Genomic DNA, 23,789 nt, shown 5'->3' on the forward strand with positions numbered 1-23,789 from the left:
CGTCAGACGGCTCGGAAGAGCTGCATCGACGTGGCCGAGACCGGGACCGTCTGGCCGGGGACGAACTGCTCCTCCTCGGACGTCGGTGCGTCGTCTGCGGAGTTCCAGATGCGCACGAACGCGGTCACGCCCTCGTGCTGGGGCAAGGTGACCTCGACCGGCTGCTCGACGCCGTGCACGATGAGCAGCACGCGGTCGAGCTCCTCGGACTCCGGCGTGCTCGTCGAGAAGAACTGCAACGTCCGGTTCCGTGGACTCGTCCAGTCCTCGGTGCTCATGGTCCCGCCAGACGCGTCGAACCAGTCCATGACGCTCGCGCCGGGCACCGTCGTCCCGGCGGCGGCGAAATGCTCCGGTCGGAGGGCGGGGTGTTCGCGGCGCAGTTCGAGGAGCCGGCGGCTGTGTGCGAGCAACTGGTCCTGCCAGGGCTCCCTCGTCCACCCGACCCACGTCAGTTCGGAGTCGTGACAGTAGGCGTTGTTGTTGCCGCGCTGACTCCGCCCGAACTCGTCGCCAGCCGTGAGCATCGGGACACCCGCCGACAGCAGGAGCGTGCCGAGCAGGTTCCGCATCGCCTTGCGACGAGCGGCGAGGATCGCGGGGTCGTCCGTCGGGCCCTCGGCACCGTGGTTGAAGGAACGGTTGTTGTCCGTCCCGTCGCGGTTGGATTCGCCGTTCCCGACGTTGTGCTTGACGTCGTACGAGACGAGGTCGGCCAGGGTGAACCCGTCGTGGGCCGTGATGAAGTTGACGGAGGCCAGCGGACCGCGCTCAGCGGAGAAGGTGTTGCTCGATCCGGCCAGACGGGTCGCGAACCCACCGATCCCGACAGGGGCGTCCGCCCGTCTCGCGTAGTCGATGTCGGAGAGCCAGAAGTTGCGGACGCGATCCCGGTACCGGTCGTTCCACTCGTGCCACCCGGCGGGGAAGTTCCCCGTCTGCCAGCCGCCCATCCCGACGTCCCAGGGCTCGGCGATCATCTTCGCGTCGACGAGCGACGGGTCGTGGACGATCGCCTCGAGCAGGGGGTGGTCGGGCGTGAACTCGACCGCCTCGTTCCGACCGAGCGTCGCAGCGAGGTCGAACCGGAAGCCGTCGATCTGCACCTCGTCCGCCCAGTACCGCAACGAGTCGAGCACGAGCTGTTGGGGGACCGGGTGGCCGAAGTCCACGGTGTTGCCGCAGCCCGTCACGTCGATGTAGGCGCCGGTGGCGTCCTGACGGTAGTAGGTCGCGTTGTCGATGCCGCGGAAGCTCGTGCGGGGGCCGCCGGGCCCCTCTTCGGCGGTGTGGTTGTAGACGACGTCGAGGATGACCTCGAGGCCGGCCTCGTGCAGCAGCTTCACCATGCCCTTGAACTCGCGGAGGACCTCGTCCGCGCCTCCCGCCTGCGCCGTCTTCGTCGCGTAGGAGGCGTGTGGACTGAAGAAGTTCAGGGTGTTGTAGCCCCAGTAGTTGACGAGGCCCTGCTTGATGAGACGCTGCTCAGAGGTGAACGCGTGCACCGGAAGCAGTTCGACGCTCGTCACCCCGAGGTCGTGCAGATGCGCGATCATCGCGGGGTGGGCGAGGCCCGCGTACGTGCCCCGCAGCTCCTCCGGCACGTCGGGGTGCAGCTTGCTCAGCCCCTTGACGTGCGCCTCGTACACGACGGTCCGGTCGAGCGGGACACGGGGTTTCTGCACACCGCCCCAGTCGAACGCGTCGTCGACGACGACGGACCGCCACTGCTCTGCCGACACCCGGGCGAGGCCGCGGGCGTAGGGGTCGAGCAGCAGGAGGCTCGGGTCGAAGGCGTTGTTCGGCGAGGACGGCCCGGAGGCGCGGACCGCATAGCGTCGGCCGAGCACCAGCTCCTCGGAACTCCCACTCCAGACACCGTCGTCGTCGCGGGTCATCTCGACCGAGTGGGTGATCCAGTTCAGATCCTTGTCGTCGAAGATCACGAGTTCGAGGGCATCCGCATGCTCGGACCACACACGGAGCTCACCACCGGACGGGCCGAGGCGGACGCCGAGATCGTGGAAGGGGTCACCAGCGTTCATGGGTTCTACAGTAGTGAGTGCGGGAGTGCGCGAAGATCCGCGGACAACGCGGCGAGGGGAGGAGCGGCATGGTGGTGTACCTGGACCACGCCGCGACGACCCCGGTGCGATCCGAGGTGATCGAGGCCTACGCGTCCGCGATGGCGACCGTCGGCAACCCGGCCTCCATCCACGGCCCCGGGCAACAGGCCCGCCGCCTCCTCGAAGAGGCACGTGAGCGGGTCGCGGCGACCCTCGGATGCGACCCCATCGAACTCGTCTTCACCTCCGGCGGCACCGAATCCATCAACCTCGCCCTCAAGGGTCTCTACTGGCACCGCCAGCAGGATCGACGCCGCGCCGCCGTGCTCGCACCCGCGGGGGAGCACCACGCCACGCTCGACACCGTCGAGTGGCTCGAGCGCCACGAGGGTGCATCCCCGCTCTGGATCCCGCTCGACGACCTCGGCCGGGTCTCACTCGACACGGCGGCCGCGCACTTCGCCGACCACGGCCCCGACATCGCCGTGGCGACGGCGCTCTGGGCGAACAACGAGGTCGGCACCATCCAGCCCGTCGTCCGGCTGGCGGCGCTCGCCGCAGCGTCCGAGGTGCCGTTCCACCTGGACGCGGTCTCGGCCTACGGACACCTCCCCATCGACCTCGCCGACCTTCGCGCCGCATCCGGATCCGTCGGTGCCGGTGGTCTCGTCGCGCTCAGCGTCTCCGCGCACAAGATCGGTGGTCCCGTGGGGATCGGAGCCCTGGTCGTGAGTCGCGCAGCCGTGGTCGAGCCCTTGCAGCACGGTGGCGGACAGCAACGCGGACTCCGCTCCGGCACGCAGGACGTCGCGGCAGCCGTCGGATTCGCCGTCGCCGCAGAGCTCATGGCGCTCGAGCGGACCGCGGAACAGGAGCGTCTCAGCGCCTTGCGCGACCGACTCGTGGCCGGCGTGCGGGCGACCGTTCCGGAGGCCGAGCTGACGGGTGATCCCAGCGAGCGACTCGCGTCGAACGCGAACTTCGTGTTCCCCGGCGCACAGGGGGACTCGATGCTCTTCCTGCTCGACCTCGCAGGGGTGGCGGTCTCGACGGGTTCCGCCTGCCAGGCCGGCGTCCCGGAACCGTCGCATGTCCTGCTCGCGATGGGACGCCCGGAGACCGAGGCCCGATCGGTCCTCCGGATCACGCTGGGCCGGACGACGACCGAGGGCGACGTGGACGACTTCCTCCAGGCGCTGCCGCGCGCGTACGCGCAGGCGAGTCGGGCCGGTTCCGCCGACCGCGACACGGCACTGGGCGCTCGTCCCTGAGCAGCCCTCCCGTCGCTGCTTGCGGGTGGCCGTCCGGCGGCTGGCGCATAGACTTGCCCGGTGAAAGTTCTGGCAGCGATGAGTGGCGGAGTCGACTCCGCCGTGGCAGCGGCACGCGCCGTCGACGCGGGCCATGAGGTGGTCGGCGTCCACCTGGCGCTCAGCCGGATGCCGGGTACGCTCCGGACCGGCAGTCGCGGGTGCTGCACCATCGAGGACTCGATGGACGCCCAGCGTGCGGCGAACCTGATCGGCATCCCGTACTACGTGTGGGACTTCTCGGAGCGCTTCAAGCTCGACGTGGTCGACGACTTCATCGCCGAGTACCGCGCCGGCCGGACCCCGAACCCGTGTATGCGATGCAACGAGAAGATCAAGTTCGCCGCATTGCTCGAGAAGGCGCTCGACCTCGGGTTCGACGCGGTCGTGACCGGCCATTACGCCACGATCGTCACGAGCCCCGAGGGTGATCGAGAACTGCACCGGGCGAGTGCCTGGGCGAAGGACCAGTCGTACGTCCTGGGCGTGCTCACCGCCGAACAGCTCGCGCACTCGATGTTCCCGCTCGGGGCGACGCCGTCGAAGGCCGAGGTCCGTGCCGAGGCCGCTGAGCGCGGCTTCACGGTGGCGAACAAGCCCGACAGCCACGACATCTGCTTCATCCCCGATGGCGACACGAAGGGCTGGCTGGGGGAGCGGGTCGGTACCGAGACCGGCCAGGTCCTCGACCGCGACGGAGCCGTCGTCGGTTCGCACGAGGGTGCCCACGCGTTCACCGTCGGCCAGCGCAAGGGCCTGCACCTCGGCGTGCCGGCGCCGGACGGACGTCCCCGCTTCGTCCTCGAGGTGCGTCCGAAGGACAACACGGTCGTCGTCGGGCCGAAGGAGGCGCTCGCCATCGGCGAGATCGCCGGCTCGCGCTTCACCTGGGCTGGGAGGGCTCCGGAGGTCGGTGCCGAACCGATCCCGTGCGACGTCCAGATCCGTGCGCACGCGGACCCGGTCCCCGCCGCGCTGACGCTCGTCGGTGGTGAACTCGTCGTCCACCCGGAGACGCCGCTCGACGGCGTCGCTCCCGGACAGACCGCCGTGCTGTACAGCGGGACGCGCGTCCTCGGTCAGTTCACGATCGACCGCACCGTCAGCGCGGTACCCGTCGGAGCCGCCGCCTCCGCCTGACGACCCCGGAACGACGGAACGCCCGACGAGCCAGGCTCGTCGGGCGTTCCGCGTCGGTCTCAGGATCGGGACGGTGCGCCCGCCTTGGACTTCTTGGGCTTCTTGACGAAGAGGGTCTCCGCCTCCTCGAGCGTCAGGCCGTTCGTCTCAGGGATCTTCGCGAGGACGAAGACGAACGAGAGGAGCGCGAACAGCGCGTACATGCCGTAGGTCACCGGCAGGGAGAACGCGGCGAGGGCCGGGAAGCTGACCGTGATGAGGAAGTTCGCGATCCACTGCGCCATCGCCGCGACACCGAGTGCCTTCGCGCGCAGGCGGTTCGGGAAGATCTCGCCGAGGAGCACCCAGACGAGCGGTCCCCACGACGCGCCGAACGCGACCACGAACACGTTGGCGGCCACGAGGGCGATCGTCCCCCACGGCTGGGGCAACGACACCTCGCCGGCGCTGTCGGTCACCGACTGTGTGAACGCGATCGCCATCGCACCGAGCGAGACCGTCATGCCGATGGAGCCCGCGAGGAGGATCGGCCGTCGACCGATGCGGTCCACGAGCAGGATGGCGACGATGGTGACCGCGACGTTCGTCACCGAGGTGATGACCGAGATGAGGAGCGAATCGGACTCCTGGAACCCGACGGCCTTCCACAGCGTCGTCGAGTAGTAGAAGATCACGTTGATGCCGACGAACTGCTGGAAGATCGACAGGATGATGCCGATCCAGACGATCGGCAGGAGCCCGAAGCGTCCGCCCCAGAGGGTCGCCTTCTTCTGCTGCTCATCGTCCTTCACCGCCTGCTCGGCGAGCTTGACGGCGCGATCCACCTCTTCCTGTGGCCAGACGGTCGCGAAGATCCGACGGGCCTCGTCCGACTTGCCCTTGCGGACGAGGAACCGGGGCGACTCGGGGAGCCGCATCGCCAGCACGCCGTAGACCACGGCCGGGAGTGCGCACGCGATGAACATCCAGCGCCAGGCCTCGACGCCGAACCACAGCGGGTTCGACGCGCCGCCGGCGGCGCCCGCCAGCACGGAGTCGGACAGGAGCGCGGCGAAGATGCCGAGCGTGATGGCGAGCTGCTGCAGCGAGGCGAGCCGGCCCCGGATGGCGCTCGGTGCGATCTCCGCGATGTACGCCGGAGCCACGACCGAGGCGATGCCGATACCGAGCCCGCCGACGATGCGCCAGATGACGAGGTCCCAGGGGGAGAAGGCGAAGCCGGCTCCGAAGGAGGAGACGAAGAACAGGCCTGCACCGAGCAGCATCGTGAAGATGCGACCGCGGCTGTCGGCGATCCGGCCCGCGAGGTAGGCGCCGAGCGCGCAACCGAGCAGCGCTGACGCGACCGCGAAGCCGATGAGCGCCTCACTGAGCGCGAAGTGGTCCTGCATCGCGTCGACCGCGCCGTTCACCACGGATGAGTCGAATCCGAAGAGGAAGCCACCGACCGCGGCCGAGACGGAGATGCCGATGACGCGCGCGGTCAGCTGCTTGCTGGTAGGAGCCGCCCCCGTTCCCGGACTGCTGGACTGGGACATGGTTCCTCCGATTCCGCGCGCATGGTTCCTGCGGCACTGCGACACCCTACTCCTCGATGAGACCCGCCCCGACCCCGTTGCGCACATCCGGGAGGACGTGCCGGGTGTCAAGCGCCCGCCGGTGTCGGACGCCGCTCGTAGACTGGACGCCGTGGCGAACAGCACCGGACAGACCCTCCAGCAGGCATCGACCGAGGCCGAGGAACTCACCTCGCGCATCCTCGAGCTCCGCGACGCGTACTACGAGCGAGACGAGTCGCTCGCCTCCGACGAGGAGTACGACGCGATGCTCCGGCGGCTCGAGGAGCTCGAGCGTCTGTTCCCCGAGCTGCAGAGCCAGGACAGCCCCACCCAGACCGTCGGCGGGCGCGCCGAGACCACGCTGTTCGCCCCGGTCACGCACCTCGAGCGCATGCTCAGCCTCGACAACGTCTTCTCGATCGAGGAGTTCCTCGCCTGGGCCGCCAAGGTCGAGCGCGACGCCGGAGGGTCCGTCCAGTACCTCTGCGAACTGAAGATCGACGGCCTCGCCATCAACCTCCGGTACGAGCGCGGCCGCCTCGTGAGCGCGGCCACGCGAGGCGACGGCGTCGTCGGCGAGGACGTTACGGAGAACGTGCGGTACATCCGTTCCATCCCCGAGCGACTGACCTCGTCCGACCCCGAGGTCGAGTTCCCGGAGGTCGTCGAGGTCCGGGGCGAGATCTTCTTCCCGGTCGAGGCCTTCCGCGAACTGAACGCCAACCAGGCGGCGGCCGGTGAACGGGTCTTCGCCAACCCGCGCAACGCGGCGAGCGGTTCCCTGCGCCAGAAGGCGGAGAGCAAGAACCCGGCCCAGCTCGCACTCATGCACGACCGGCTCGGCCGCCTGCAGATGCTCGTCCACGGCATCGGCGCGTGGGAACAGCCACCAGTCGCTCGGCAGTCACAGGTCTACGAGTTGCTGCACAGCTGGGGGCTCCCGACCTCCTCGCACTACCGGGTCCACGACGAGGCGACCGGTGCGGCGGAGTTCATCGAGTACTTCGGCGCCCACCGCGACAGCGTCGAGCACGAGATCGACGGCGTCGTCGTGAAGGTCGACGATCTCGCGCTCCACGGCGAGCTCGGCGCGACGAGTCGTGCTCCGCGATGGGCCATCGCCTACAAGTACCCGCCCGAGCAGGTGAACACGAAGCTGCTCGACATCGTCGTGAGCGTCGGGCGCACCGGTCGCGCCACCCCGTTCGCCGTCATGGAGAAGGTGCTCGTCGCCGGCAGCGAGGTGCGTCAGGCGACCCTGCACAACCAGGACGTCGTGAAGGCGAAGGGGGTGCTCATCGGTGACACCGTCGTCCTCCGGAAGGCCGGCGACGTCATCCCCGAGGTCCTCGGCCCGGTGGTCGAGCTCCGCGACGGTTCGGAGCGCGAGTTCGTCATGCCCGAGCACTGCCCCGAGTGCGGTACCACCCTCGCCCCCGCGAAGGAGGGCGACATCGACCTGCGCTGCCCGAACGCGCGGAGCTGCCCGGCGCAGGTGCGCGGACGCGTCGAGCACATCGGCTCCCGTGGCGCGCTCGACGTCGAGGCGCTCGGCGAGGTGGCGGCAGCGGCGCTCACCCAGCCGGTGGAGCCCGCGGAACCACCGCTGACGACCGAGGCCGGACTCTTCTCGCTCACGATGGCCGACATCTTCCCGGTCACGGTGATCGTCCGCGACAACGAGACCGGCCTGCCCAAGCTCAACGAGGACGGATCCGAGAAGCGCGTCACGCCCTTCCGCCGCCGACGCGCCAAGAAGGACGGCGTGCACGATCCCGCCGCGGCCGAGTTCGACGGTGACGAGTCCTCGGTGCCGTCCAAGAACGCGATCGAACTCCTCGCCAACCTCGACGGCGCGAAGACCCGCCCGCTCGCACGGTTGCTCGTGGCACTCAACATCCGCCACGTCGGCCCGGTCGCCGCCCGGTCACTCGCGGAGTACTTCGGTTCGCTCGATGCCATCCGTGCGGCCACCCGCGACGAGCTCGCGGAGGTCGACGGCGTGGGCGGGATCATCGCCGATGCGCTCATCGCCTGGTTCGAGGTCGACTGGCATCGCGAGATCGTCGAGGAGTGGACTGCGGCGGGCGTGCAGTGGGCGACTCCGGGACACCCGGGGCCGGGCGCCGCTGTCGCGGCCGGCGGGGTGCTGTCGGGTGTCACCGTCGTCGCCACCGGTTCGCTCGAGGGCTTCACCCGGGAGGGTGCGCTGGAAGCGATCGTGCAGGCGGGAGGGAAGGCTGCCTCGAGCGTCTCGAAGAAGACCGACTTCGTCGCCGCCGGCCCGGGTGCCGGGTCGAAGCTCGCCAAGGCCGAAGCGCTCGGTCTGCGGATCATCGACGCCGAGCAGTTCGCCCTGCTCGTCTCCGAGGGTCCGGCGGCGCTCGGCGAGCCGGACGTCCCGGCCGAGGACGAGGCCGAGGGCGCAGCGTCCGCCGACGAGGCGCCCACGGACTGAGCTCAGTCCTGGTCGGCCTGCAGCAGCTCGTCGCGGACCTGGCGCCGCAGCACCTTGCCGATGAGCGACTTGGGGAGTTCGTCGACGACGACGACCCGCTTCGGCACCTTGTACGGGGTGAGGATCTCCCGCGCCCAGGCTCGGAGGGCATCCGGATCCACGGTGGCACCGGGAGCCGCGACGACGGCCGCGACGACCTGCTCGCCGGAGTGGGGATCGGGGAGACCGACGACGGCGGCGTCGGCGACCGACGCGTGTCCGCGGAGCACCTGCTCGACCTCGCTCGGCGACACGTTGAACCCGCCGGTGATGATGAGCTCCTTGATCCGGTCGACGACGGTCATGAACCCCTCCTCGTCGATGGACACGATGTCGCCGGTGCGGAACCAGCCGCCTGGGAGCAGGACGGCGGCGGTCTCCTCGGGCTTGTTGTAGTAGCCGTGGAAGACCTGCGGGCCGCGGACGAGCAGCTCGCCCGCCTCGCCGGCCGGACGGTCGGTCTCCGGGTCGTCGGGATCCACGACGCGCACCTCGGTGCTCGGCAGCGGGAGGCCGATGGTCCCGGGCTTCCGTGCGGTCGAGACCGGGTTCGCGGAGATGACCGGTGAGCACTCGGAGAGCCCGTAGCCCTCGACGAGGAAGCCGCCGGACGCGGCTTCGAACGGGACGACGAGGTCGTGCGGCAGTGGCATCGCGCCCGAGATGGCGATCTCGGTGCCCTGCAGCGACACGCCCTGCTCGGTCGCCGCGGTCAGGAGTCGGTCGGCGATGGGCGGTACGGCGGGCAGGAAGGTCGGCGGTCGCTTCTTCATGACCTTGAGGACGAGCGCCGGGTCGAACTTCGGGAAGAGGACGAGGCGCGAGCCCATGCTCATGGCGAAGGTCAGGCAGAGCGTCAGGCCGTAGGCGTGGAACATCGGGAGCACCGCGTAGACGACGGCCTCCCCGCGCTTCACCGTGGGCACCCAGGCTCGGGACTGCGCCGCGTTCGCGAGCAGGTTGCCGTGGGTGAGTGCGGCCCCCTTGGGCGAGCCGGTCGTCCCGCTCGTGTACTGGATGAGCGCGAGGGCGTCGGTCGCGGGCTTCGGGTGGCTCGCCGGCAGCGGCGCCGAGGTCAGGAGCTGCTCCCACCGCACCGTGCCCGAGACCGGTGCGGTGAGCTGGGCCCGTGAGGCTCTCGCCTTCGGGATGGGCAGACGGAGAGCGGCGCGCATGTGGAGCGGCATCGCCCGGGTCACGTCGATCGTCACGAGCGAGTGCACCGCCAGGTCGGCCGGGAAGTCCTGCAGGTGCTCGGCGACCTTGTCCCAGACGATCGCGAACGTCGCGCGGTGGTCCTCGAACTGGTGGCGGAGCTCTTTGGGGGTGTAGAGCGGATTGTGCTCGATGACGACGGCGCCCAGCCTGAGGACGGCGTAGAACGCGACGATGTGCTGCGGGCAGTTCGGGAGCATGAGGGCGACGGGGTCGCCCGCCCGGACACCGAGTGCGCGCAGGCCCGCGGCGGCACGGGCGATCAGCGCCTCGAGCTCCGTGTAGGTGGTGGTGGACCCGAAGAACTCCAGCGCGACCGCGTCCGGGTAGCTCGCCGCCGAGGCCTCGACGAGATCGCCGAGGCTGCCGGTCTGCTCGGGGATGTCGTCCGGCACGTCGGCGGCGTAGCTCGCGAGCCACGGACGCTCGTGCGGGGGACGGGGACGGCTGCTCGAGTCGTTCTGGGTCACCGTTCCACTGTAGGGGCGGAGCCCGACGGACGACCACGTCCCTGGCGAATAGACTGGAGCGACCGCCACCGCTACACGTACGGGAGACGCATGTCGGAAATCACTACCGAGCAGGTCGCGCATCTCGCGAACCTCGCTCGAATCGCCCTGAGCCAGGACGAGATCGCCCACCTCACGACGGAGCTCGACTCCATCGTGGACAACATCCAGAAGGTGCAGCAGGTGGCCACGCCTGACGTCCCGGCGACGAGCCACCCGATCCCGCTCGAGAACGTGTACCGCGACGACGTCGTCGGCAACACGCTCACGCGCGAACAGGCGCTGCAGAACGCGCCGGAATCGGCCGACGGCCGCTTCAAGGTCTCGGCGATCCTGGGGGAGGAGCAGTGAGCGGGTTGATCGGTCTCACGGCAGCGGAGCTGTCGAGCAAGCTCCGCGCGGGCGAGGTCTCCAGCGTCGAAGCCACCCAGGCGCACCTCGACCGCATCGCGCAGGTCGACGGCGACGTCCACGCCTTCCTCCACGTGTCGGACCACGCGCTCGACGTCGCCGCCGACATCGACGCACGCCGTGCCGCTGGCGAGGACCTCGGCGAGCTGGCGGGCGTCCCGCTCGCCATCAAGGACGTCCTGGTGACGACGGACATGCCGTCCACCTCGGGGAGCAAGATCCTCGAGGGGTACCTGTCGCCCTTCGACGCGACCGTCGTCGCGCGGTCACGTGCCGCCGGTCTCGTGCCGCTCGGCAAGACGAACATGGACGAGTTCGCCATGGGCTCGAGCACGGAGCACTCGGCGTACGGCCCGACCCACAACCCGTGGGACCTCGACCGCATCCCCGGCGGTTCCGGCGGTGGCTCCGCTGCCGCGGTCGCCGCGTTCGAGGCGCCCATCGCCCTCGGCAGCGACACCGGTGGGTCCATCCGCCAGCCGGCGCACGTGACCGGCACGGTCGGCGTGAAGCCCACCTACGGCGCGGTCAGCCGCTACGGGGCGATCGCACTCGCCTCCTCGCTCGACCAGGTCGGACCGGTCAGCCGCACGGTCCTCGACTCGGGCCTCCTCCACGACGTCATCGCCGGGCACGACGCCCTCGACTCCACCTCGCTCCGCGACGCGTGGCCCTCGATGGCCGCTGCGGCCCGCGAGGGCGCGCGTGGCGACGTGCTGCGCGGTCTGCGGGTCGGCGTCGTCACCGAGCTCAACGGTGAAGGCTTCCAGGCCGGTGTGAAGAGCCGCTTCCAGGAGGCGCTCGCGGTCCTCGAGGCGAACGGTGCCGAGATCGTCGAGGTCTCCGCTCCGAACTTCGAGTACGCCGTCGCCGCCTACTACCTCATCCTCCCGGCCGAAGCGTCGAGCAACCTCGCGAAGTTCGACTCGGTGCGCTTCGGGATGCGGGTCACGCCCGAGGGTGGCGGCACGGTCGAGCAGGTCATGTCCGCGACGCGCGAGGCCGGTTTCGGTCCCGAGGTGAAGCGACGGATCATCCTCGGCACCTACGCGCTCAGCGCGGGCTACTACGACGCCTACTACGGCAGCGCCCAGAAGGTCCGGACGCTCATCCAGCGCGACTTCGCGGCGGCGTTCGACCAGGTCGACGTCCTCGTGAGCCCGAGCGCCCCGACGACGGCGTTCAAGCTGGGCGAGCGCATCGACGACCCGCTGGCGATGTATCTGAACGACGTCACCACCATCCCGGCGAACCTCGCCGGCGTGCCCGGCATCAGCGTGCCGATCGGTCTCGCGCCCGAAGACGGTCTGCCCGTCGGCATCCAGTTTATGGCGCCAGCACGGGAGGACGCCAGGCTCTACCGGGTCGGCGCCGCCCTCGAGGCGCTCCTCGAATCGACGTGGGGGCACACCCTCATCTCGCAGGCACCCGCTCTCGGAGGTCGGTAACCCATGGCCAAGGACAAGCTCCTCTCCTACGAAGAAGCCCTCGAACTGTACGAGCCGGTGCTCGGCTTCGAGGTGCACGTCGAGCTGAACACCAAGACGAAGATGTTCTCTTCGGCACCGAACGGCTTCGGCGACGCTCCGAACACGAACATCTCGCCGGTCTGCCTCGGTCTGCCCGGGTCGCTCCCGGTCGTGAACGAGCAGGCGGTGCGGTACTCGATCAGCCTCGGGCTCGCCCTCGGCTGCTCGATCGCACCCTCGAGCCGGTTCGCACGGAAGAACTACTTCTACCCCGACCTCGCGAAGAACTACCAGATCTCGCAGTTCGACGAGCCGATCGCCTTCGAGGGCTCGGTCGACGTCGAGCTGGCCGACGGCACCATCGTGACGGTGCCGATCGAGCGCGCGCACATGGAGGAGGACGCCGGCAAGCTCACGCACATCGGCGGTTCCACCGGCCGTATCCAGGGTGCCGAGTACTCGCTCGTCGACTACAACCGCGCGGGTGTGCCGCTCGTCGAGATCGTCACGAAGCCGATCTACGGCACCGAGCACCGGGCGCCCGAGATCGCGAAGGCCTACGTCTCCGCGATCCGCGACATCGTCGTGGCGCTCGGTATCTCCGACGCGAAGATGGAGCGTGGGAACCTCCGCTGCGACGCGAACATCTCGCTGCGCCCTCGCGGCCAGGAGAAGCTCGGTACGCGCACGGAGACGAAGAACGTGAACTCCCTGCGTTCCGTCGAGCGCGCCGTCCGCTACGAGATCCAGCGGCAGGCGGCGATCCTTAAGGACGGCGGGTCCATCGTCCAGGAGACGCGGCACTGGCACGAGGACACCGGGGCCACGTCGGCCGGCCGGCCGAAGAGTGACGCCGACGACTACCGGTACTTCCCGGAGCCCGACCTGCTCCCGGTCGTGCCGTCGCCCGAACTCATCGAGGAACTCCGAGCGGCCCTGCCCGAGCAGCCGGCGGTCCGCCGCCGTCGGCTGAAGAGCGAGTGGGGCTTCACCGACCTGGAGTTCCAGGACGTCGTGAACGGTGGTCTGCTGAACGAGATCACGGCCACCGTCGAGGCCGGCGCCGCTCCGGCAGCCGCACGGAAGTGGTGGACGGGTGAGATCTCGCGGATCGCGAACCAGCGCGACGTCGAGGCGACGAGCCTCGTGTCGCCCGAGCACGTCGCGGCACTCGCTGCGCTCGTCGAGGACGGAACGCTCAACGACAAGCTCGCGCGCCAGGTGCTCGAGGGCGTCATCGACGGGGAGGGCACTCCTCAGGAGGTCATCGACGCTCGCGGTCTCGCGCTCGTGTCCGACGACGGTCCGCTGATCGCCGCCATCGACGAGGCACTGGCCGCTCAGCCTGACGTCCTCGCCAAGATCCGCGACGGCAAGGTCCAGGCGGCCGGCGCGGTCATCGGCGCCGTGATGAAGGCGATGCGCGGACAGGCCGATGCGGCACGTGTGCGCGAACTCGTCCTGGAACGCGCCTCGCAGTAGCGGTCACTGCTGCACCATCGGGCCCGTGCCAGCGTCGACGACGGCGGCACGGGCCCGATGTCGTCGGCCAGGGGAAGCCCTGGTGCCGACTGCTGGCCCGGCATACACTTCCGCCATGCTGGTCGAAGGCACCATGCGGTGGCAGGTCACGGAAGACGCTCCGATGGCTCTCATGCTGGCGCTCGCGTTCCGCGACATGGCAGGGCTCGGGGAGCGATGCGTCGCGCAGCTTCCCGCCGTCACGCCGGGGCTGGAGCGGATCGACGTCGCCGGCCTCGACCTCGACGCGCTCGCGGTCCAGTTCGACGGCTGGTGGACCGGGATCGCTCGTCGCGACACGCGCCTCTTCATGGCCGAGGTCCGTCCACCACACTTCGAGGTGTTCGATCGAGCCCTCGACCTGCAGGAGCTCGCCTACCGGGCGTACGACGAGGCGCACCGATGGGCGTCGGCTCGTATCCGTGAGTACGAACGCGCGCTCGCAGGTCGATCGCCGAGCCGTCTCACCGACGTCTACGAACTCATCCGCGAGCGCCAGTTCGAGTTGCGTCGGCAATCCAGCTCGTTCCGGTTGGACCTCGAGGTGCTTCCGATCTGCCGACCGGGGGCCTGGGTGGTCGCGCCCGACACGATCGTGGTCAGTGAGTCGCTCCGGGACGACCGGGAGGCCTTCCGCGAATGGCTACGGCCGCTGGTCCACGGCCTGGTCTGATCCGCTCGCGACGCGCTCGACCGGCCGACGGGTCGGGTTCAGAAGCACGACCGCGATGATCGAGCCGACAGCGCCGGCAGCCGCCATCGCGGCGGTGAGCGGGTGGGAGATCTCCGCGAAGGGCATGATGAAGGCGCTCGTGAGCGCGATCCACACGGCGACGTGTGTCGGCTTGCGCTCCGGGTCGAGGCGCAGCTTGCGGGGGTGCTCGACGCGGCCGAGGAGTGTGCCGACGCCCGCGAGCAGGACCGCGACGACGAGCAGCACGACCGGTCGGGTCCACCACCATGCCGCGCTCAGCGGTTCCGCGAAGGGGATGCCGAGGGCGAGCTGGAGACCGGCGACCGCGATGATCAGGGGGAGATGCCAGAGGTACACCGTCATCAGCCGGGACCCGATGAGGAAGACGACGGCTCGCGCGGCGCGGGTCCGCATGATCGCCGTGAGCAGCGGGTGCACCAGGGCGAGCAGGGCGAGCTGCCCGACGCCGAGGACGACGAGGGGGAGGGTCGGTGGGTTGAGGTTGCCGAGCATGCTGGTCGAGTACGGCAGCCAGGTCGTGATCGGCACGAGCGCACCGTAGGAGACGAGCACCACGGCCACGAGGACGAGGCGAGGGACGGTGCGGAGACGACCATCGGCCAGGAAGAACCCGAACTGCTGCAGCAGCGGCCAGACGAACACCAGGTTGACGAGACCGATGCCGAGGAGGCCGGTCGAGTACCGGACGACGTCGACGAGGATCACGCCGGCCAGCAGGGCCGCACAGGTCAGGACGGGGTTGCGGTCGTGCCAGGTGGCCAGGAAGGGCGCGACCGCCTGGCACAGCAGGTAGGCGGCCAGGAACCAGAGCGGGGAGCCGACGCCGGCGGCGACGGCCTCGATGATGGCGGGGTCGACAGCGAGCGCCCCGGCGAGCCACAGCCCTGCGGCGAGGAAGAGCAGGACCGGGATCGTCGGCAGGGCGAGTCGGAAGACCCGGGACCGGAGGAAGTCGCTGGTCCCGCCACCACGTCGGACGGTGCTGCGCCAGCCGGTGATCGTCGCGAAGCCGCCCACGATGAAGAACATCGGCATGATCTGGCCGAACCAGGTGCCCGTATCGAACCACGGCTGCTGCTCGAGCGCCCGGGAGATGCCGATCGCGCCGTCCGGCTCGACCGCCACGGCGACCATCAGGAGGTGGACGACGACCACCGTGACGACGCAGGCGACGCGCACGAGGTCGAGGGCGAGGTCCCGCCCGGAGAGGTCTGGGACCGCCGGGGCCGACCCGGTCCGCGTTCGCGTGCTCATCGCCGGACAGCCTAGCGTCGCCGGGCCCTCCCGCCTCGGCCCCTGTGGAGAGCGTGTCGGAGGCGACTGCGACAATGGAGGCATGAGTCGGCAGGATGGAGCGTCTCGTCGCGTCTCGGCGCACGATGCCGACGACAGCGGTACCCCCATCCTCCATGTCGACATGGACGCGTTCTTCGTCTCGGTCGAGCTCTTGGAACGGCCCGAGCTGCGCGGTCTGCCGATCATCGTCGGCAACAAGGAGGGGCGGTCGGTCGTCACCTCCGCCAGTTACGAGGCTCGCCGGTACGGCGTGCGCGCGGCGATGCCGGTGTCCCAGGCGATGCGGCTCTGTCCGAGCGCCGTCGTGCTGCCGCCCCACCACGGCCGGTACCGCGAGTACTCCGACCGGGTGATGGAGGTGTTCGAGTCGGTCACGCCGCTCGTCGAGCCCCTGAGCATCGACGAGGCCTTCCTCGACGTCTCCGGCGCGGTCCGGTTGCTCGGGAGCCCGCGGACGATCGCCGCGCTCGTGAAGCAACGGGTCCTCGACGCGACCGGCCTGCCGTGCTCGGTGGGCCTGGCGGCGACGAAGTACGTCGCGAAGCTCGCCTCCGGCCTGTCCAAGCCCGACGGTCTGCTGGTCGTGCCGGCCGACGAGACCCTGGCGTTCCTCCACCCGTTGCCGGTCGGTGCACTGTGGGGCGTCGGTGGTCGGACGGAGGAGCAGCTGACGAACCGTGGCATCCGGACCATCGGTCAGCTCGCCTCCACCCCGCTGTCGATGCTCCAACGCGCGGTCGGTGAGGCCTCCGGTCGCCGACTCCTCGAGCTCGCGAACGGGATCGATCCGCGCGGCATCGAGCTGGCACGACGTGAGAAGAGCGTCAGCCACGAGGTGACCTTCCCGACGGACGTCTCCGACCCGACCATCCTCAAGCGCGAGTTGCTGAACCTCGCCGGCCTCGTCGCGATCCGACTCCGGAAGGGCGGCTACGCCGGCCGGACGATCAGCATCCGCGTGCGCTATGCGGACTTCAGCGTCGTCACCCGGTCGCGCACCATCGGCGAAGCCACGAACGTGGGCCGGCGGGTGTACGACGAAGCGGCCTCGCTGTTCGACGACCTCGATCGTGGCGGACGCCTCGTGCGCCTCGTGGGGGTGAAGGTCGACCAGCTCGTCCCGGCCGATGAGGCCGGTGCCGGGCTCTGGGACCCGGACGAGGAGTGGCGTGAAGCCGAGCAGACGATCGACCGGGTCGCAAGCCGGTTCGGCGATCTCGCGATCGCCCCCGCCTCCCTCCTCGGGAAGCCGAGGCGTCGCGGACTCGGCAGTCGCGGGGACTCGCAGGGTGCTGCGAGCACGGATCAACCCCTTGGACCGGGAGATGCCGAGCGATAGCCTCGCCGTATGACGAATCTCGTGGAGAAGCTGGCAGAACAGGCGAAGGGGCTCGGCGTGACCGCGGCCTATGGGGAGCAGCAGGACATCGACGGGACGAAACTCGTGCCCGTCGCGCTGACGTACTACGGCTTCGGCGGCGGCTCCGAGGGCGACGGCGACGACGCCCCGAGCGGCGGTGGCGGCGGTGGCGTCTCCATCCCCGTCGGTGCCTACATCAAGACCGACGAGGGTCTCCGTTTCGACCCGAACCTCATCTCGCTGATCGCCGTCGCGATCCCGTTCATCTGGGTGAGCGGCAAGGCGCTCGCCGGCCTCATCAAGGCCCTCAAGAAGTAGCCCCCTCCGTCCAACCCCTGTCGTGCGACCGCGCACGGCAGGGGTTAGACTCGTGCCACCACGGGAGTCCGGTGAACCGGGCTGAGAGGAAGGTATTCGCCTTCGACCGTCGAACCTGATCTGGATCATGCCAGCGCAGGGAGACCATTTCTCGCTATCCCGTGCTCTTTTCCGTCTACAGGAAGGGCACGTATCGTGTCAGCATCGACCAAGATCTCACCCTCTGAACGCGCTGTGTCGCGGACCTTGCGCTGGAGGGTCGTCGACATCGTCGTGGTCGCCGTACTCGGCGTCGCGACCGGCCTCATCTTCTGGGCGTGGAACACGATCGGATCACTCTGGTACGCGGGTGCCAGCGCCGTCACGCCCGGTTTCGGCGGGATCGCCGTCGGGATCTGGCTCCTCGGCGGGGTGCTCGGCGGACTCATCATCCGGAAGCCCGGCGCTGCCCTCCTCGTCGAGACCATCGGGGCGATCGTCTCCGCCCTCATCGGCAACGCATGGGGCATCACGACGGTGTACTCCGGGCTCGCTCAGGGCCTCGGTGCCGAGCTGGTGTTCGCGGCGTTCGCGTACAAGCGCTTCGGCCTCGTTCCGGCGATCCTCGCCGGTGCCGGTGCCGGGGCCGGCGCGTGGCTCCTCGAACTCGTCATGTCGGGCAACCTCGAGAAGGGTGTCGAGTTCAACGCGATCTACCTCGGTTCGCTGCTCGTCTCGGGCGCAATCCTCGCCGGTGTCGTCGGCTGGGCACTCGTCAGGGCACTCGCGTCGACCGGAGCGCTCAGTCGGTTCGCGTCGGGGCGGGACGCTCGGCGCGAGGTCTGATCGTGCCGGGAGCGGCTGCGACCGGTCCGGCGCGCGTCGTCGCGCGGGACTGGGGGTGGCGGCATGCCGGTCGGAAGGCCTGGGCGGTGAGCGACCTCGACCTCGTGATCGAACCGGGCGAGCGGGTCCTCCTGCTGGGGGCGTCCGGTGCCGGCAAGTCGACGCTGATCCACGCACTGGCCGGCGTGCTCGGCGGAGCGGACGAGGGGGAGTCCCACGGCTCGCTCCTCGTGGACGGCGTTCCGCCTGAACGAGCGAGGGGTCGCATCGGGCTCGTGCTGCAGGATCCCGACTCGCAGGTGATCCTGTCCAAGGTCGGCGACGACGTCGCCTTCGGCTGCGAGAACCTCGGCATCGAGCGCGAGGAGATCTGGCGCCGCGTCGACACCTCGCTGGAGGCCGTCGGACTGGACCTGCCGCTGGACCACTCGACCTCGGCGCTGTCCGGCGGTCAGAAACAGCGGCTGGCCCTCGCCGGCGTACTCGCCATGCAGCCCTCGCTCCTCCTGCTCGACGAACCGACCGCGAACCTCGACCCGGCCGGGGTGGCCGAGGTGCGGGACGCCGTCGCTCGGCTGGTCGATGACGGTTCGTCCACCCTGGTCGTCATCGAACACCGCGTCGACGTCTGGCGCGAGCTGATGACCAGGGTCGTCGTACTTGACGCCGACGGCGGTGTCCTCGCCGACGGGCCACCCGACCTCGTCCTCGACGACGTCGGGCAGCGCCTGGCCGATGCGGGCGTCTGGGTGCCGGGCATCCCGCTGGGGTTGGCCCCTCGTCCGGTGTCCGGCCCATCAGCGGCGGTCATCACGACCGACGACCTGGCGATCGGTCGAACGCGGAAGCAGCCGGTGCAGGAGCACCTGGGGCTCGCGGTGCCCGAAGGCGCGGGGACCGTCATCGTCGGCCCCAACGGCGCGGGGAAGTCCACGCTCGCGCTCACGCTGGCGGGACTGCTGCCGGAGATCACGGGGACGGTGACCGCCGCTCCGCAGCTCGCCGGCAGGCTGGGATCCCGGCCTATCCGCTGGAAGTCGACCGAATTGCTCGCGCGCATCGGGACGGTCTTCCAGGATCCCGAGCACCAGTTCGTCTCATCGACCGTGCGGAACGAGCTCGGTGTCGGCCTGCAGGCCCTCCGCTGGTCCCGGACCGCCATCGACGAGCGGGTCTCCGAGATCCTCGATGCGCTCGGTCTCGGTCGTCTCGCCGAGGCGAACCCGTTCAGTCTCTCGGGGGGTCAGAAGCGCCGGTTGTCGGTGGCCACCGTCCTCGCCGCCCGGCCGGCGGTCATGGTCCTCGACGAACCGACGTTCGGGCAGGATCGACGCACGTGGTTGTCACTCGTCCGCCTGCTGCAGCACGAGCTCGAACGCGGCGCGACGATCGTCTCCGTCACGCATGACGCGGGGGTCGTCGAGCATCTGGGCGACCATCGCATCCTCCTCGAACCGCCGGAGCTCCGGAGGCGGGCCGCATGACGAGCCTCACGGCAGCGGAGCGCTCGACGGTGCTGCACCATCGACCGCCGCTCGATCGGGTGAATCCGGTGACGAAGGTGCTGGCCGTCCTCATCCTGTCCGTCCCGTTGTTGCTGACGATCGACTGGGTGAGTGCGAGCACGGCGGTGCTGCTCGAAGTGATGCTGTTCCCGCTCTCCGGCCTGCGGTTCACCGCGTTGCTGAAGCGGGCCCTGCCGGTGCTCGTCTTCGCGCCCATCGGCGGGATCAGCATGCTGTTGTACGCGAAGCCGGGAGGGACGGAGTACCTGTCGCTCGGGTTCGTCCGCGTGACGGACAACTCGATCGAGCTGGCGGTCGCCGTGACGATCCGCGTGTTGGCGCTCGGTCTCCCGACGATCCTGCTCTTCGCGCGGGTGGATCCGACCGATCTGGCCGACGGCTTGTCCCAGATCGCGAAGCTGCCGTCGCGGTTCGTGCTCGGGATCCTCGCTGGAGCGCGGATGCTCGGACTCTTCATCGACGACTGGCGCAGTCTCGCGCTCGCCCGTCGTGCCCGTGGGCTGGGGGACCGGGGAGTGGTCCGGCGGTTCGCGTCCATGGCGTTCGTGCTGCTGGTGTTCGCCATCCGCCGCGGGAGCAAACTCGCGACGGCGATGGAGGCGCGGGGGTTCGGGGCACCGATCGAACGCACCTGGGCCAGACCGTCCCGCCTGGGCCGGGCCGATCTCATTGCCGTCCTGGTGACGATCGTGATCATGGCCCTCGCCCTGTCCACGGCGGTCCTCGCCGGTACGTTCCGGGTCGTGGGTCAGTGAGCGCGGTTCCGCCGGTCCTGCTCATCGACGGTCGGTCGGGCACGGGGAAGACGACGCTCGCCTCCTCGGTGGCGTCCGCGTTGACGGCCAGCACGGTCGTCCACATGGACGACCTGTATCCGGGGTGGGAGGGGCTCGACGAGGGTGCTCGACTCCTCGTCGAGTGGATCCTCAGGCCGTTCTCCGAGCGGCGCGCGGGGGAGTGGCGGCGCTGGGACTGGGAACGGTCCGCCCGTGCGGAGGCGCACCTCGTACCGAGCGACCGTCCACTCATCGTCGAGGGTTGCGGGTCGTCGTCGCGGACATCGCGAATGCTCGCCGACACGGTGCTGTGGCTCGACGCGCCGGTGGTGCAGCGCACCGACCGCCTCATCGGGCGCGGTGACGGCGTCGACTGGCTCGCGGGGTGGACCCTCCAGGAGGACGCGTTCATCGAGCGTGAGCGGCCCGACCTCGACGCCGGTCTCCGAATCGAGGCGACGGGTGCCGCGGGCCAGGTCTCATCCCTCGTCCTCGATGTCCTGAGGCGCGACGAAGCGGGCCGCTGGAACTCCTGGCTCCGCGTCTGACGGCCGACCGCGATCTCGGTCCCTGAGCTTGTCAAAGGGTCGGGGCTGAGGTTCCGGTCCTTGAGCTCATCGAAGGGTCAGGGCTGAGGTTCGGTCCCTGAGCTTGTCGAAGGGTGGGTGTGCCCCCGGCAGGATTCGAACCTGCGACCAAGAGATGAGAAGGGTCCGCGATGTCGTGTGAGGTGCCCCCGGCAGGATTCGAACCTGCGACCAAGAGATGAGTAAGGGTCCGCGAGAGCTTCTGGTGTGCCCCCGGCAGGATTCGAACCTGCGACCAAGAGATTAGAAGGCTCCTGCTCTATCCCCTGAGCTACGGAGGCGGGCGTCGTCCAGGATACCGCAGCGGTGTCTCAGGCGCCGACGCCGAGGAGGCCGAGGACACCGAAGACCAGCGACAGGGCTGCGAGGACGAGGGCGATGCTGATGAGGATGACGTGCACGCGCAGGAACGTCGTCGCACGTCCCTGATCGTCGCGGGCACGCGGGTCGGCGACGATCCGCTTGAGGAAGCGGGGCCAGACGACGACGTTGTAGACACCGTTGACGAGCAGCAGGACGGAGATGGCGATGATCACCGCTCGAGTCTACGGAACCGGCGGCGTCGGTCGTGCTGAGTAGACTCGACCCATGAGCACAGCTGGGGACCGTCTGGTCTGGATCGACTGCGAGATGACCGGACTCGAGCTGGAGGTCGACGAACTCGTCGAGATCGCCGTCGTGATCACCGACTTCGAACTGAACATCCTCGACCCGGGTTATTCCGTCGTGATCAAGCCCGATCAGTCGGCACTCGACAACATGGGTGAGTTCGTGACGAACATGCACCGCACCTCGGGGCTGCTCGAGGAGATCCCGAACGGCGTGAGCGTCGCGGACGCGGAGTTCCAGGTCATCGAGTACATCCAGCGCTTCGTCCCCGACGAGTCGAAGGCTCCGCTGGCCGGGAACACCATCGGGACCGACCGAGGGTTCCTCGCGCGCTACATGCCACGACTCGACGCCCACCTGCACTACCGCAACGTCGACGTCTCCTCGATCAAGGAACTCGCCCGTCGGTGGTACCCGCGGGTCTACTTCAACGCCCCGTCGAAGCACGGCGGTCACCGCGCGCTGGCGGACATCCTCGAGTCGATCCGTGAGCTCGCCTACTACCGCGGAGCGTTGTTCGTCGACCTCCCCGGCCCGTCCTCCGACGACGCGAAGCAGGTTTCGGAAGCGGTCGTGTCACGGTACGCCCCAAACATGTAATAGACTCATCCAGTCGCTTGTGACGCGGTCTCCGCGGAGCAGGTCGCATGGTGGGTATAGCTCAGTTGGCAGAGCGCCTGGTTGTGGTCCAGGAGGTCGCGGGTTCAAGCCCCGTTACTCACCCCATGTCGTACAGAAGCCGGAGGATCCCTCCGGCTTCTGTCGTATCCGGGGAGCGGGCATGTTGGAGCTGGACACCGAGGCGTTCGAAGCCCTCGTGGTGGACGAACTCGACCGCTTACCCGACGAGATGGTCGACGGTCTCGACAATGTCGTCTTCGTCGTCGAGGATCGCCCTGAGAACGGCACGCTCGACACGCTCGGGTTGTACGACGGTGTCGCCTTGACGGAGCGTGACCGCTACGGCTTCGGCGAGATGCCCGACCGGATCATCGTCTACCGCGAGCCGCATCTGGCGGCATGCGAGACGCTCGACGAGCTCGCCGACGAGATCCACACCACCCTGGTCCACGAGATCGCGCACTTCTACGGGATCGACGACGAGCGGCTGCACGAGCTCGGCTGGGCCTGAGATCCGCCTCGCCCACCGAGTCGTGTTTCCGGTGTGTTGCAAGTGCCTCGGAGTTCCGGGTGCGCCTCCGGCGAGCGAGTAGCCTGGGGACATGCGCGAGATCCAGGCCCGCATCATTGCGGAACTCCATGTCAGCCCCACGATCGACCCGGCGGCCGAGGTCCGTTCCCGGATCGACTTCCTGAAGTCGTACCTGCGGGCGACGCACACGAAGGGGTTCGTTCTCGGCATCAGCGGGGGGCAGGATTCCTCGCTCGCCGGGCGCCTGTGCCAGCTGGCGGCGGAAGAGGTCCGAGCCGAGGGTGGCGAGGCCCGGTTCGTCGCCGTCCGTCTGCCGTACGCCGTGCAGCACGACGAGGATGACGCTCAGTTGGCGTTGTCGTTCATCCGCCCGGACGACTCCGTCGTGTTCAACATCCAGCGCGCGGTCGACGGGTTCGAAGCCGAGTACGCGGATGCGACCGGTGAACCCCTCAGTGACTTCGTCAAGGGCAACGCGAAGGCCCGGGCACGGATGGTCGCCCAGTACGCGATCGCCGGTCAGCAGGGGCTCCTGGTCGTCGGGACGGACCACGCGGCCGAGGCGGTCACCGGCTTCTTCACGAAGTTCGGCGACGGCGGAGCCGACGTGCTCCCGCTCAGCGGCCTGACGAAGCGTCAGGGGCGAGCCCTCCTGGAGTCGCTCGACGCTCCGGAACGGCTCTACCTGAAGGCACCGACCGCCGATCTCCTCGACGGCACTCCCGGCCAGACCGATGAGGAGAATCTCGGACTCAGCTACCAGCAGATCGACGACTTCCTCGAGGGGAGCGAGATCGATCTGGCGGCCGCCGAAGCGATCGAGGCCCGGTATACGGCGACGGAGCACAAGCGCCAGGTCCCGGTCAGCAAGTTCGACACCTGGTGGCGCTGACCACGAACCCCTGACACGAAGACGGCGGCCCGATC

21 protein-coding genes, 2 tRNA genes and 1 riboswitch are annotated in these 23,789 nt (G+C 69.3%); of the genes, 17 read left to right on the plus strand and 6 right to left on the minus strand.

The genetic code is table 11. The annotated features are described in order from the left end of the window. Positions 1–2: 2 nt before the first annotated feature. On the minus strand, positions 3–2,045 hold the full coding sequence (glgX, locus tag A4X17_RS07835; protein WP_064295115.1) for a glycogen debranching protein GlgX: 2,043 nt from the start codon (positions 2,043–2,045) through the stop codon (positions 3–5). A gap of 68 nt (positions 2,046–2,113) precedes the next feature. Here glgX and A4X17_RS07840 point away from each other — a divergent pair, with 68 nt between their 5' ends. Beyond that, a complete protein-coding gene (locus A4X17_RS07840) occupies positions 2,114–3,337 on the plus strand; it encodes a cysteine desulfurase family protein (protein WP_064295116.1) in 1,224 nt (407 codons plus the stop codon). A gap of 60 nt (positions 3,338–3,397) precedes the next feature. After that, a complete protein-coding gene (gene mnmA / locus A4X17_RS07845) occupies positions 3,398–4,516 on the plus strand; it encodes a tRNA 2-thiouridine(34) synthase MnmA (protein ID WP_231884327.1) in 1,119 nt (372 codons plus the stop codon). Positions 4,517–4,575: 59 nt separating this feature from the next. Here the strand turns inward: mnmA and A4X17_RS07850 are convergent, their stop codons facing one another. Further along, the gene (locus A4X17_RS07850) at positions 4,576–6,054 is read right to left on the minus strand and encodes a sugar porter family MFS transporter (protein ID WP_064295118.1); all 1,479 of its coding nucleotides are present in this window, start codon (positions 6,052–6,054) and stop codon (positions 4,576–4,578) included. Positions 6,055–6,205: 151 nt separating this feature from the next. Between A4X17_RS07850 and ligA the strand changes: the two genes are divergently transcribed. Beyond that, positions 6,206–8,533 carry an NAD-dependent DNA ligase LigA gene (gene ligA / locus A4X17_RS07855; RefSeq protein WP_157583391.1) on the plus strand — a complete coding sequence of 776 codons (2,328 nt, stop codon included), beginning with the start codon at positions 6,206–6,208 and terminating at the stop codon, positions 8,531–8,533. A gap of 2 nt (positions 8,534–8,535) precedes the next feature. On the opposite strand, the gene A4X17_RS07860 is transcribed toward ligA, so the two are convergent. Further along, positions 8,536–10,257, minus strand: coding sequence for a long-chain-fatty-acid--CoA ligase (locus A4X17_RS07860; RefSeq protein ID WP_064295119.1), 1,722 nt, complete (start codon positions 10,255–10,257; stop codon positions 8,536–8,538). A 90-nt stretch (positions 10,258–10,347) separates the two neighbouring features. Here A4X17_RS07860 and gatC point away from each other — a divergent pair, with 90 nt between their 5' ends. From gatC to A4X17_RS07880, 4 genes are all read left to right on the plus strand, one after another. Beyond that, positions 10,348–10,647, plus strand: a complete 300-nt coding sequence (gene gatC / locus A4X17_RS07865) for an Asp-tRNA(Asn)/Glu-tRNA(Gln) amidotransferase subunit GatC (protein WP_064295120.1) — start codon at positions 10,348–10,350, stop codon at positions 10,645–10,647. Then, positions 10,644–12,155 carry an Asp-tRNA(Asn)/Glu-tRNA(Gln) amidotransferase subunit GatA gene (gene gatA, locus A4X17_RS07870; RefSeq protein ID WP_064295121.1) on the plus strand — a complete coding sequence of 504 codons (1,512 nt, stop codon included), beginning with the start codon at positions 10,644–10,646 and terminating at the stop codon, positions 12,153–12,155. The genes gatC and gatA overlap by 4 nt, the downstream gene beginning before the upstream one ends. Before the next feature lie 3 nt (positions 12,156–12,158). Continuing rightward, positions 12,159–13,658, plus strand: a complete 1,500-nt coding sequence (gene gatB / locus A4X17_RS07875; RefSeq protein WP_064295122.1) for an Asp-tRNA(Asn)/Glu-tRNA(Gln) amidotransferase subunit GatB — start codon at positions 12,159–12,161, stop codon at positions 13,656–13,658. A 115-nt stretch (positions 13,659–13,773) separates the two neighbouring features. Beyond that, positions 13,774–14,370, plus strand: coding sequence for a hypothetical protein (locus tag A4X17_RS07880; protein WP_064295123.1), 597 nt, complete (start codon positions 13,774–13,776; stop codon positions 14,368–14,370). On the opposite strand, the gene A4X17_RS07885 is transcribed toward A4X17_RS07880, so the two are convergent. After that, on the minus strand, positions 14,341–15,666 hold the full coding sequence (locus A4X17_RS07885) for an acyltransferase (protein ID WP_064295124.1): 1,326 nt from the start codon (positions 15,664–15,666) through the stop codon (positions 14,341–14,343). The two genes, A4X17_RS07880 and A4X17_RS07885, sit on opposite strands and share 30 nt — an antisense overlap. A gap of 82 nt (positions 15,667–15,748) precedes the next feature. On the opposite strand from A4X17_RS07885, the gene dinB reads away from it, so the two are divergent. The 6 genes from dinB to A4X17_RS07915 all read left to right on the plus strand — a co-directional run bounded on the left by dinB (position 15,749) and on the right by A4X17_RS07915 (position 21,061). Further along, the gene (gene dinB, locus A4X17_RS07890) at positions 15,749–17,047 is read left to right on the plus strand and encodes a DNA polymerase IV (RefSeq protein ID WP_064295125.1); all 1,299 of its coding nucleotides are present in this window, start codon (positions 15,749–15,751) and stop codon (positions 17,045–17,047) included. 9 nt (positions 17,048–17,056) lie between these two features. After that, a complete protein-coding gene (locus A4X17_RS07895; protein WP_064295126.1) occupies positions 17,057–17,386 on the plus strand; it encodes a hypothetical protein in 330 nt (109 codons plus the stop codon). A gap of 50 nt (positions 17,387–17,436) precedes the next feature. Then, positions 17,437–17,545: riboswitch (TPP riboswitch) on the plus strand. 75 nt (positions 17,546–17,620) lie between these two features. Further along, positions 17,621–18,211 (plus strand): ECF transporter S component, encoded by a 591-nt coding sequence (locus A4X17_RS19670; RefSeq protein WP_064295127.1) that lies wholly within the window; start codon positions 17,621–17,623, stop codon positions 18,209–18,211. An 86-nt stretch (positions 18,212–18,297) separates the two neighbouring features. Continuing rightward, on the plus strand, positions 18,298–19,695 hold the full coding sequence (locus tag A4X17_RS07905; RefSeq protein ID WP_231884328.1) for an ABC transporter ATP-binding protein: 1,398 nt from the start codon (positions 18,298–18,300) through the stop codon (positions 19,693–19,695). Next, on the plus strand, positions 19,692–20,492 hold the full coding sequence (locus A4X17_RS07910) for an energy-coupling factor transporter transmembrane protein EcfT (protein ID WP_064295129.1): 801 nt from the start codon (positions 19,692–19,694) through the stop codon (positions 20,490–20,492). The genes A4X17_RS07905 and A4X17_RS07910 overlap by 4 nt, the downstream gene beginning before the upstream one ends. Next, entirely contained in the window at positions 20,489–21,061 is a 573-nt protein-coding gene (locus A4X17_RS07915; protein WP_064295130.1) for a hypothetical protein, read from the plus strand. Before A4X17_RS07910 ends, A4X17_RS07915 begins: the two co-directional genes overlap by 4 nt. Before the next feature lie 247 nt (positions 21,062–21,308). Here A4X17_RS07915 and A4X17_RS07920 read toward each other — a convergent pair. Together A4X17_RS07920 and A4X17_RS07925 are read right to left on the minus strand one after the other, a co-directional pair. Then, positions 21,309–21,381 (minus strand) — tRNA-Arg (locus A4X17_RS07920). Positions 21,382–21,411: 30 nt separating this feature from the next. Next, on the minus strand, positions 21,412–21,636 hold the full coding sequence (locus tag A4X17_RS07925; protein WP_064295131.1) for an SCO4848 family membrane protein: 225 nt from the start codon (positions 21,634–21,636) through the stop codon (positions 21,412–21,414). A 52-nt stretch (positions 21,637–21,688) separates the two neighbouring features. Between A4X17_RS07925 and orn the strand changes: the two genes are divergently transcribed. From orn to nadE, 4 genes are all read left to right on the plus strand, one after another. Further along, positions 21,689–22,309, plus strand: coding sequence for an oligoribonuclease (gene orn / locus A4X17_RS07930; RefSeq protein ID WP_064295132.1), 621 nt, complete (start codon positions 21,689–21,691; stop codon positions 22,307–22,309). A 50-nt stretch (positions 22,310–22,359) separates the two neighbouring features. After that, positions 22,360–22,435: transfer RNA gene (locus tag A4X17_RS07935), tRNA-His, on the plus strand. Positions 22,436–22,490: 55 nt separating this feature from the next. Continuing rightward, positions 22,491–22,841, plus strand: coding sequence for a metallopeptidase family protein (locus A4X17_RS07940; RefSeq protein ID WP_064295133.1), 351 nt, complete (start codon positions 22,491–22,493; stop codon positions 22,839–22,841). A 91-nt stretch (positions 22,842–22,932) separates the two neighbouring features. Next, positions 22,933–23,754, plus strand: coding sequence for an ammonia-dependent NAD(+) synthetase (nadE, locus tag A4X17_RS07945; protein ID WP_064295134.1), 822 nt, complete (start codon positions 22,933–22,935; stop codon positions 23,752–23,754). Positions 23,755–23,789: the final 35 nt, after the last annotated feature.

The sequence above is a fragment of the Plantibacter sp. H53 genome (genome assembly GCF_001650455.1).
In the GTDB taxonomy this organism is placed as follows: Bacteria; Actinomycetota; Actinomycetes; order Actinomycetales; family Microbacteriaceae; genus Plantibacter; species Plantibacter flavus_A.

Bases quoted from the DNA above. Each gene is read 5' to 3' on its own strand.
- glgX (WP_064295115.1), bottom strand. From the start codon at position 2,045: ATGAACGCTGGTGACCCCTTCCACGATCTCGGCGTCCGCCTCGGCCCG.
- A4X17_RS07840 (WP_064295116.1), top strand. From the start codon at position 2,114: ATGGTGGTGTACCTGGACCACGCCGCGACGACCCCGGTGCGATCCGAG.
- A4X17_RS07850 (WP_064295118.1), bottom strand. From the start codon at position 6,054: ATGTCCCAGTCCAGCAGTCCGGGAACGGGGGCGGCTCCTACCAGCAAG.
- gatC (WP_064295120.1), top strand. From the start codon at position 10,348: ATGTCGGAAATCACTACCGAGCAGGTCGCGCATCTCGCGAACCTCGCT.
- gatB (WP_064295122.1), top strand. From the start codon at position 12,159: ATGGCCAAGGACAAGCTCCTCTCCTACGAAGAAGCCCTCGAACTGTAC.
- A4X17_RS07880 (WP_064295123.1), top strand. From the start codon at position 13,774: ATGCTGGTCGAAGGCACCATGCGGTGGCAGGTCACGGAAGACGCTCCG.
- A4X17_RS07885 (WP_064295124.1), bottom strand. From the start codon at position 15,666: ATGAGCACGCGAACGCGGACCGGGTCGGCCCCGGCGGTCCCAGACCTC.
- dinB (WP_064295125.1), top strand. From the start codon at position 15,749: ATGAGTCGGCAGGATGGAGCGTCTCGTCGCGTCTCGGCGCACGATGCC.
- A4X17_RS07895 (WP_064295126.1), top strand. From the start codon at position 17,057: ATGACGAATCTCGTGGAGAAGCTGGCAGAACAGGCGAAGGGGCTCGGC.
- A4X17_RS07910 (WP_064295129.1), top strand. From the start codon at position 19,692: ATGACGAGCCTCACGGCAGCGGAGCGCTCGACGGTGCTGCACCATCGA.
- orn (WP_064295132.1), top strand. From the start codon at position 21,689: ATGAGCACAGCTGGGGACCGTCTGGTCTGGATCGACTGCGAGATGACC.
- A4X17_RS07940 (WP_064295133.1), top strand. From the start codon at position 22,491: ATGTTGGAGCTGGACACCGAGGCGTTCGAAGCCCTCGTGGTGGACGAA.
- nadE (WP_064295134.1), top strand. From the start codon at position 22,933: ATGCGCGAGATCCAGGCCCGCATCATTGCGGAACTCCATGTCAGCCCC.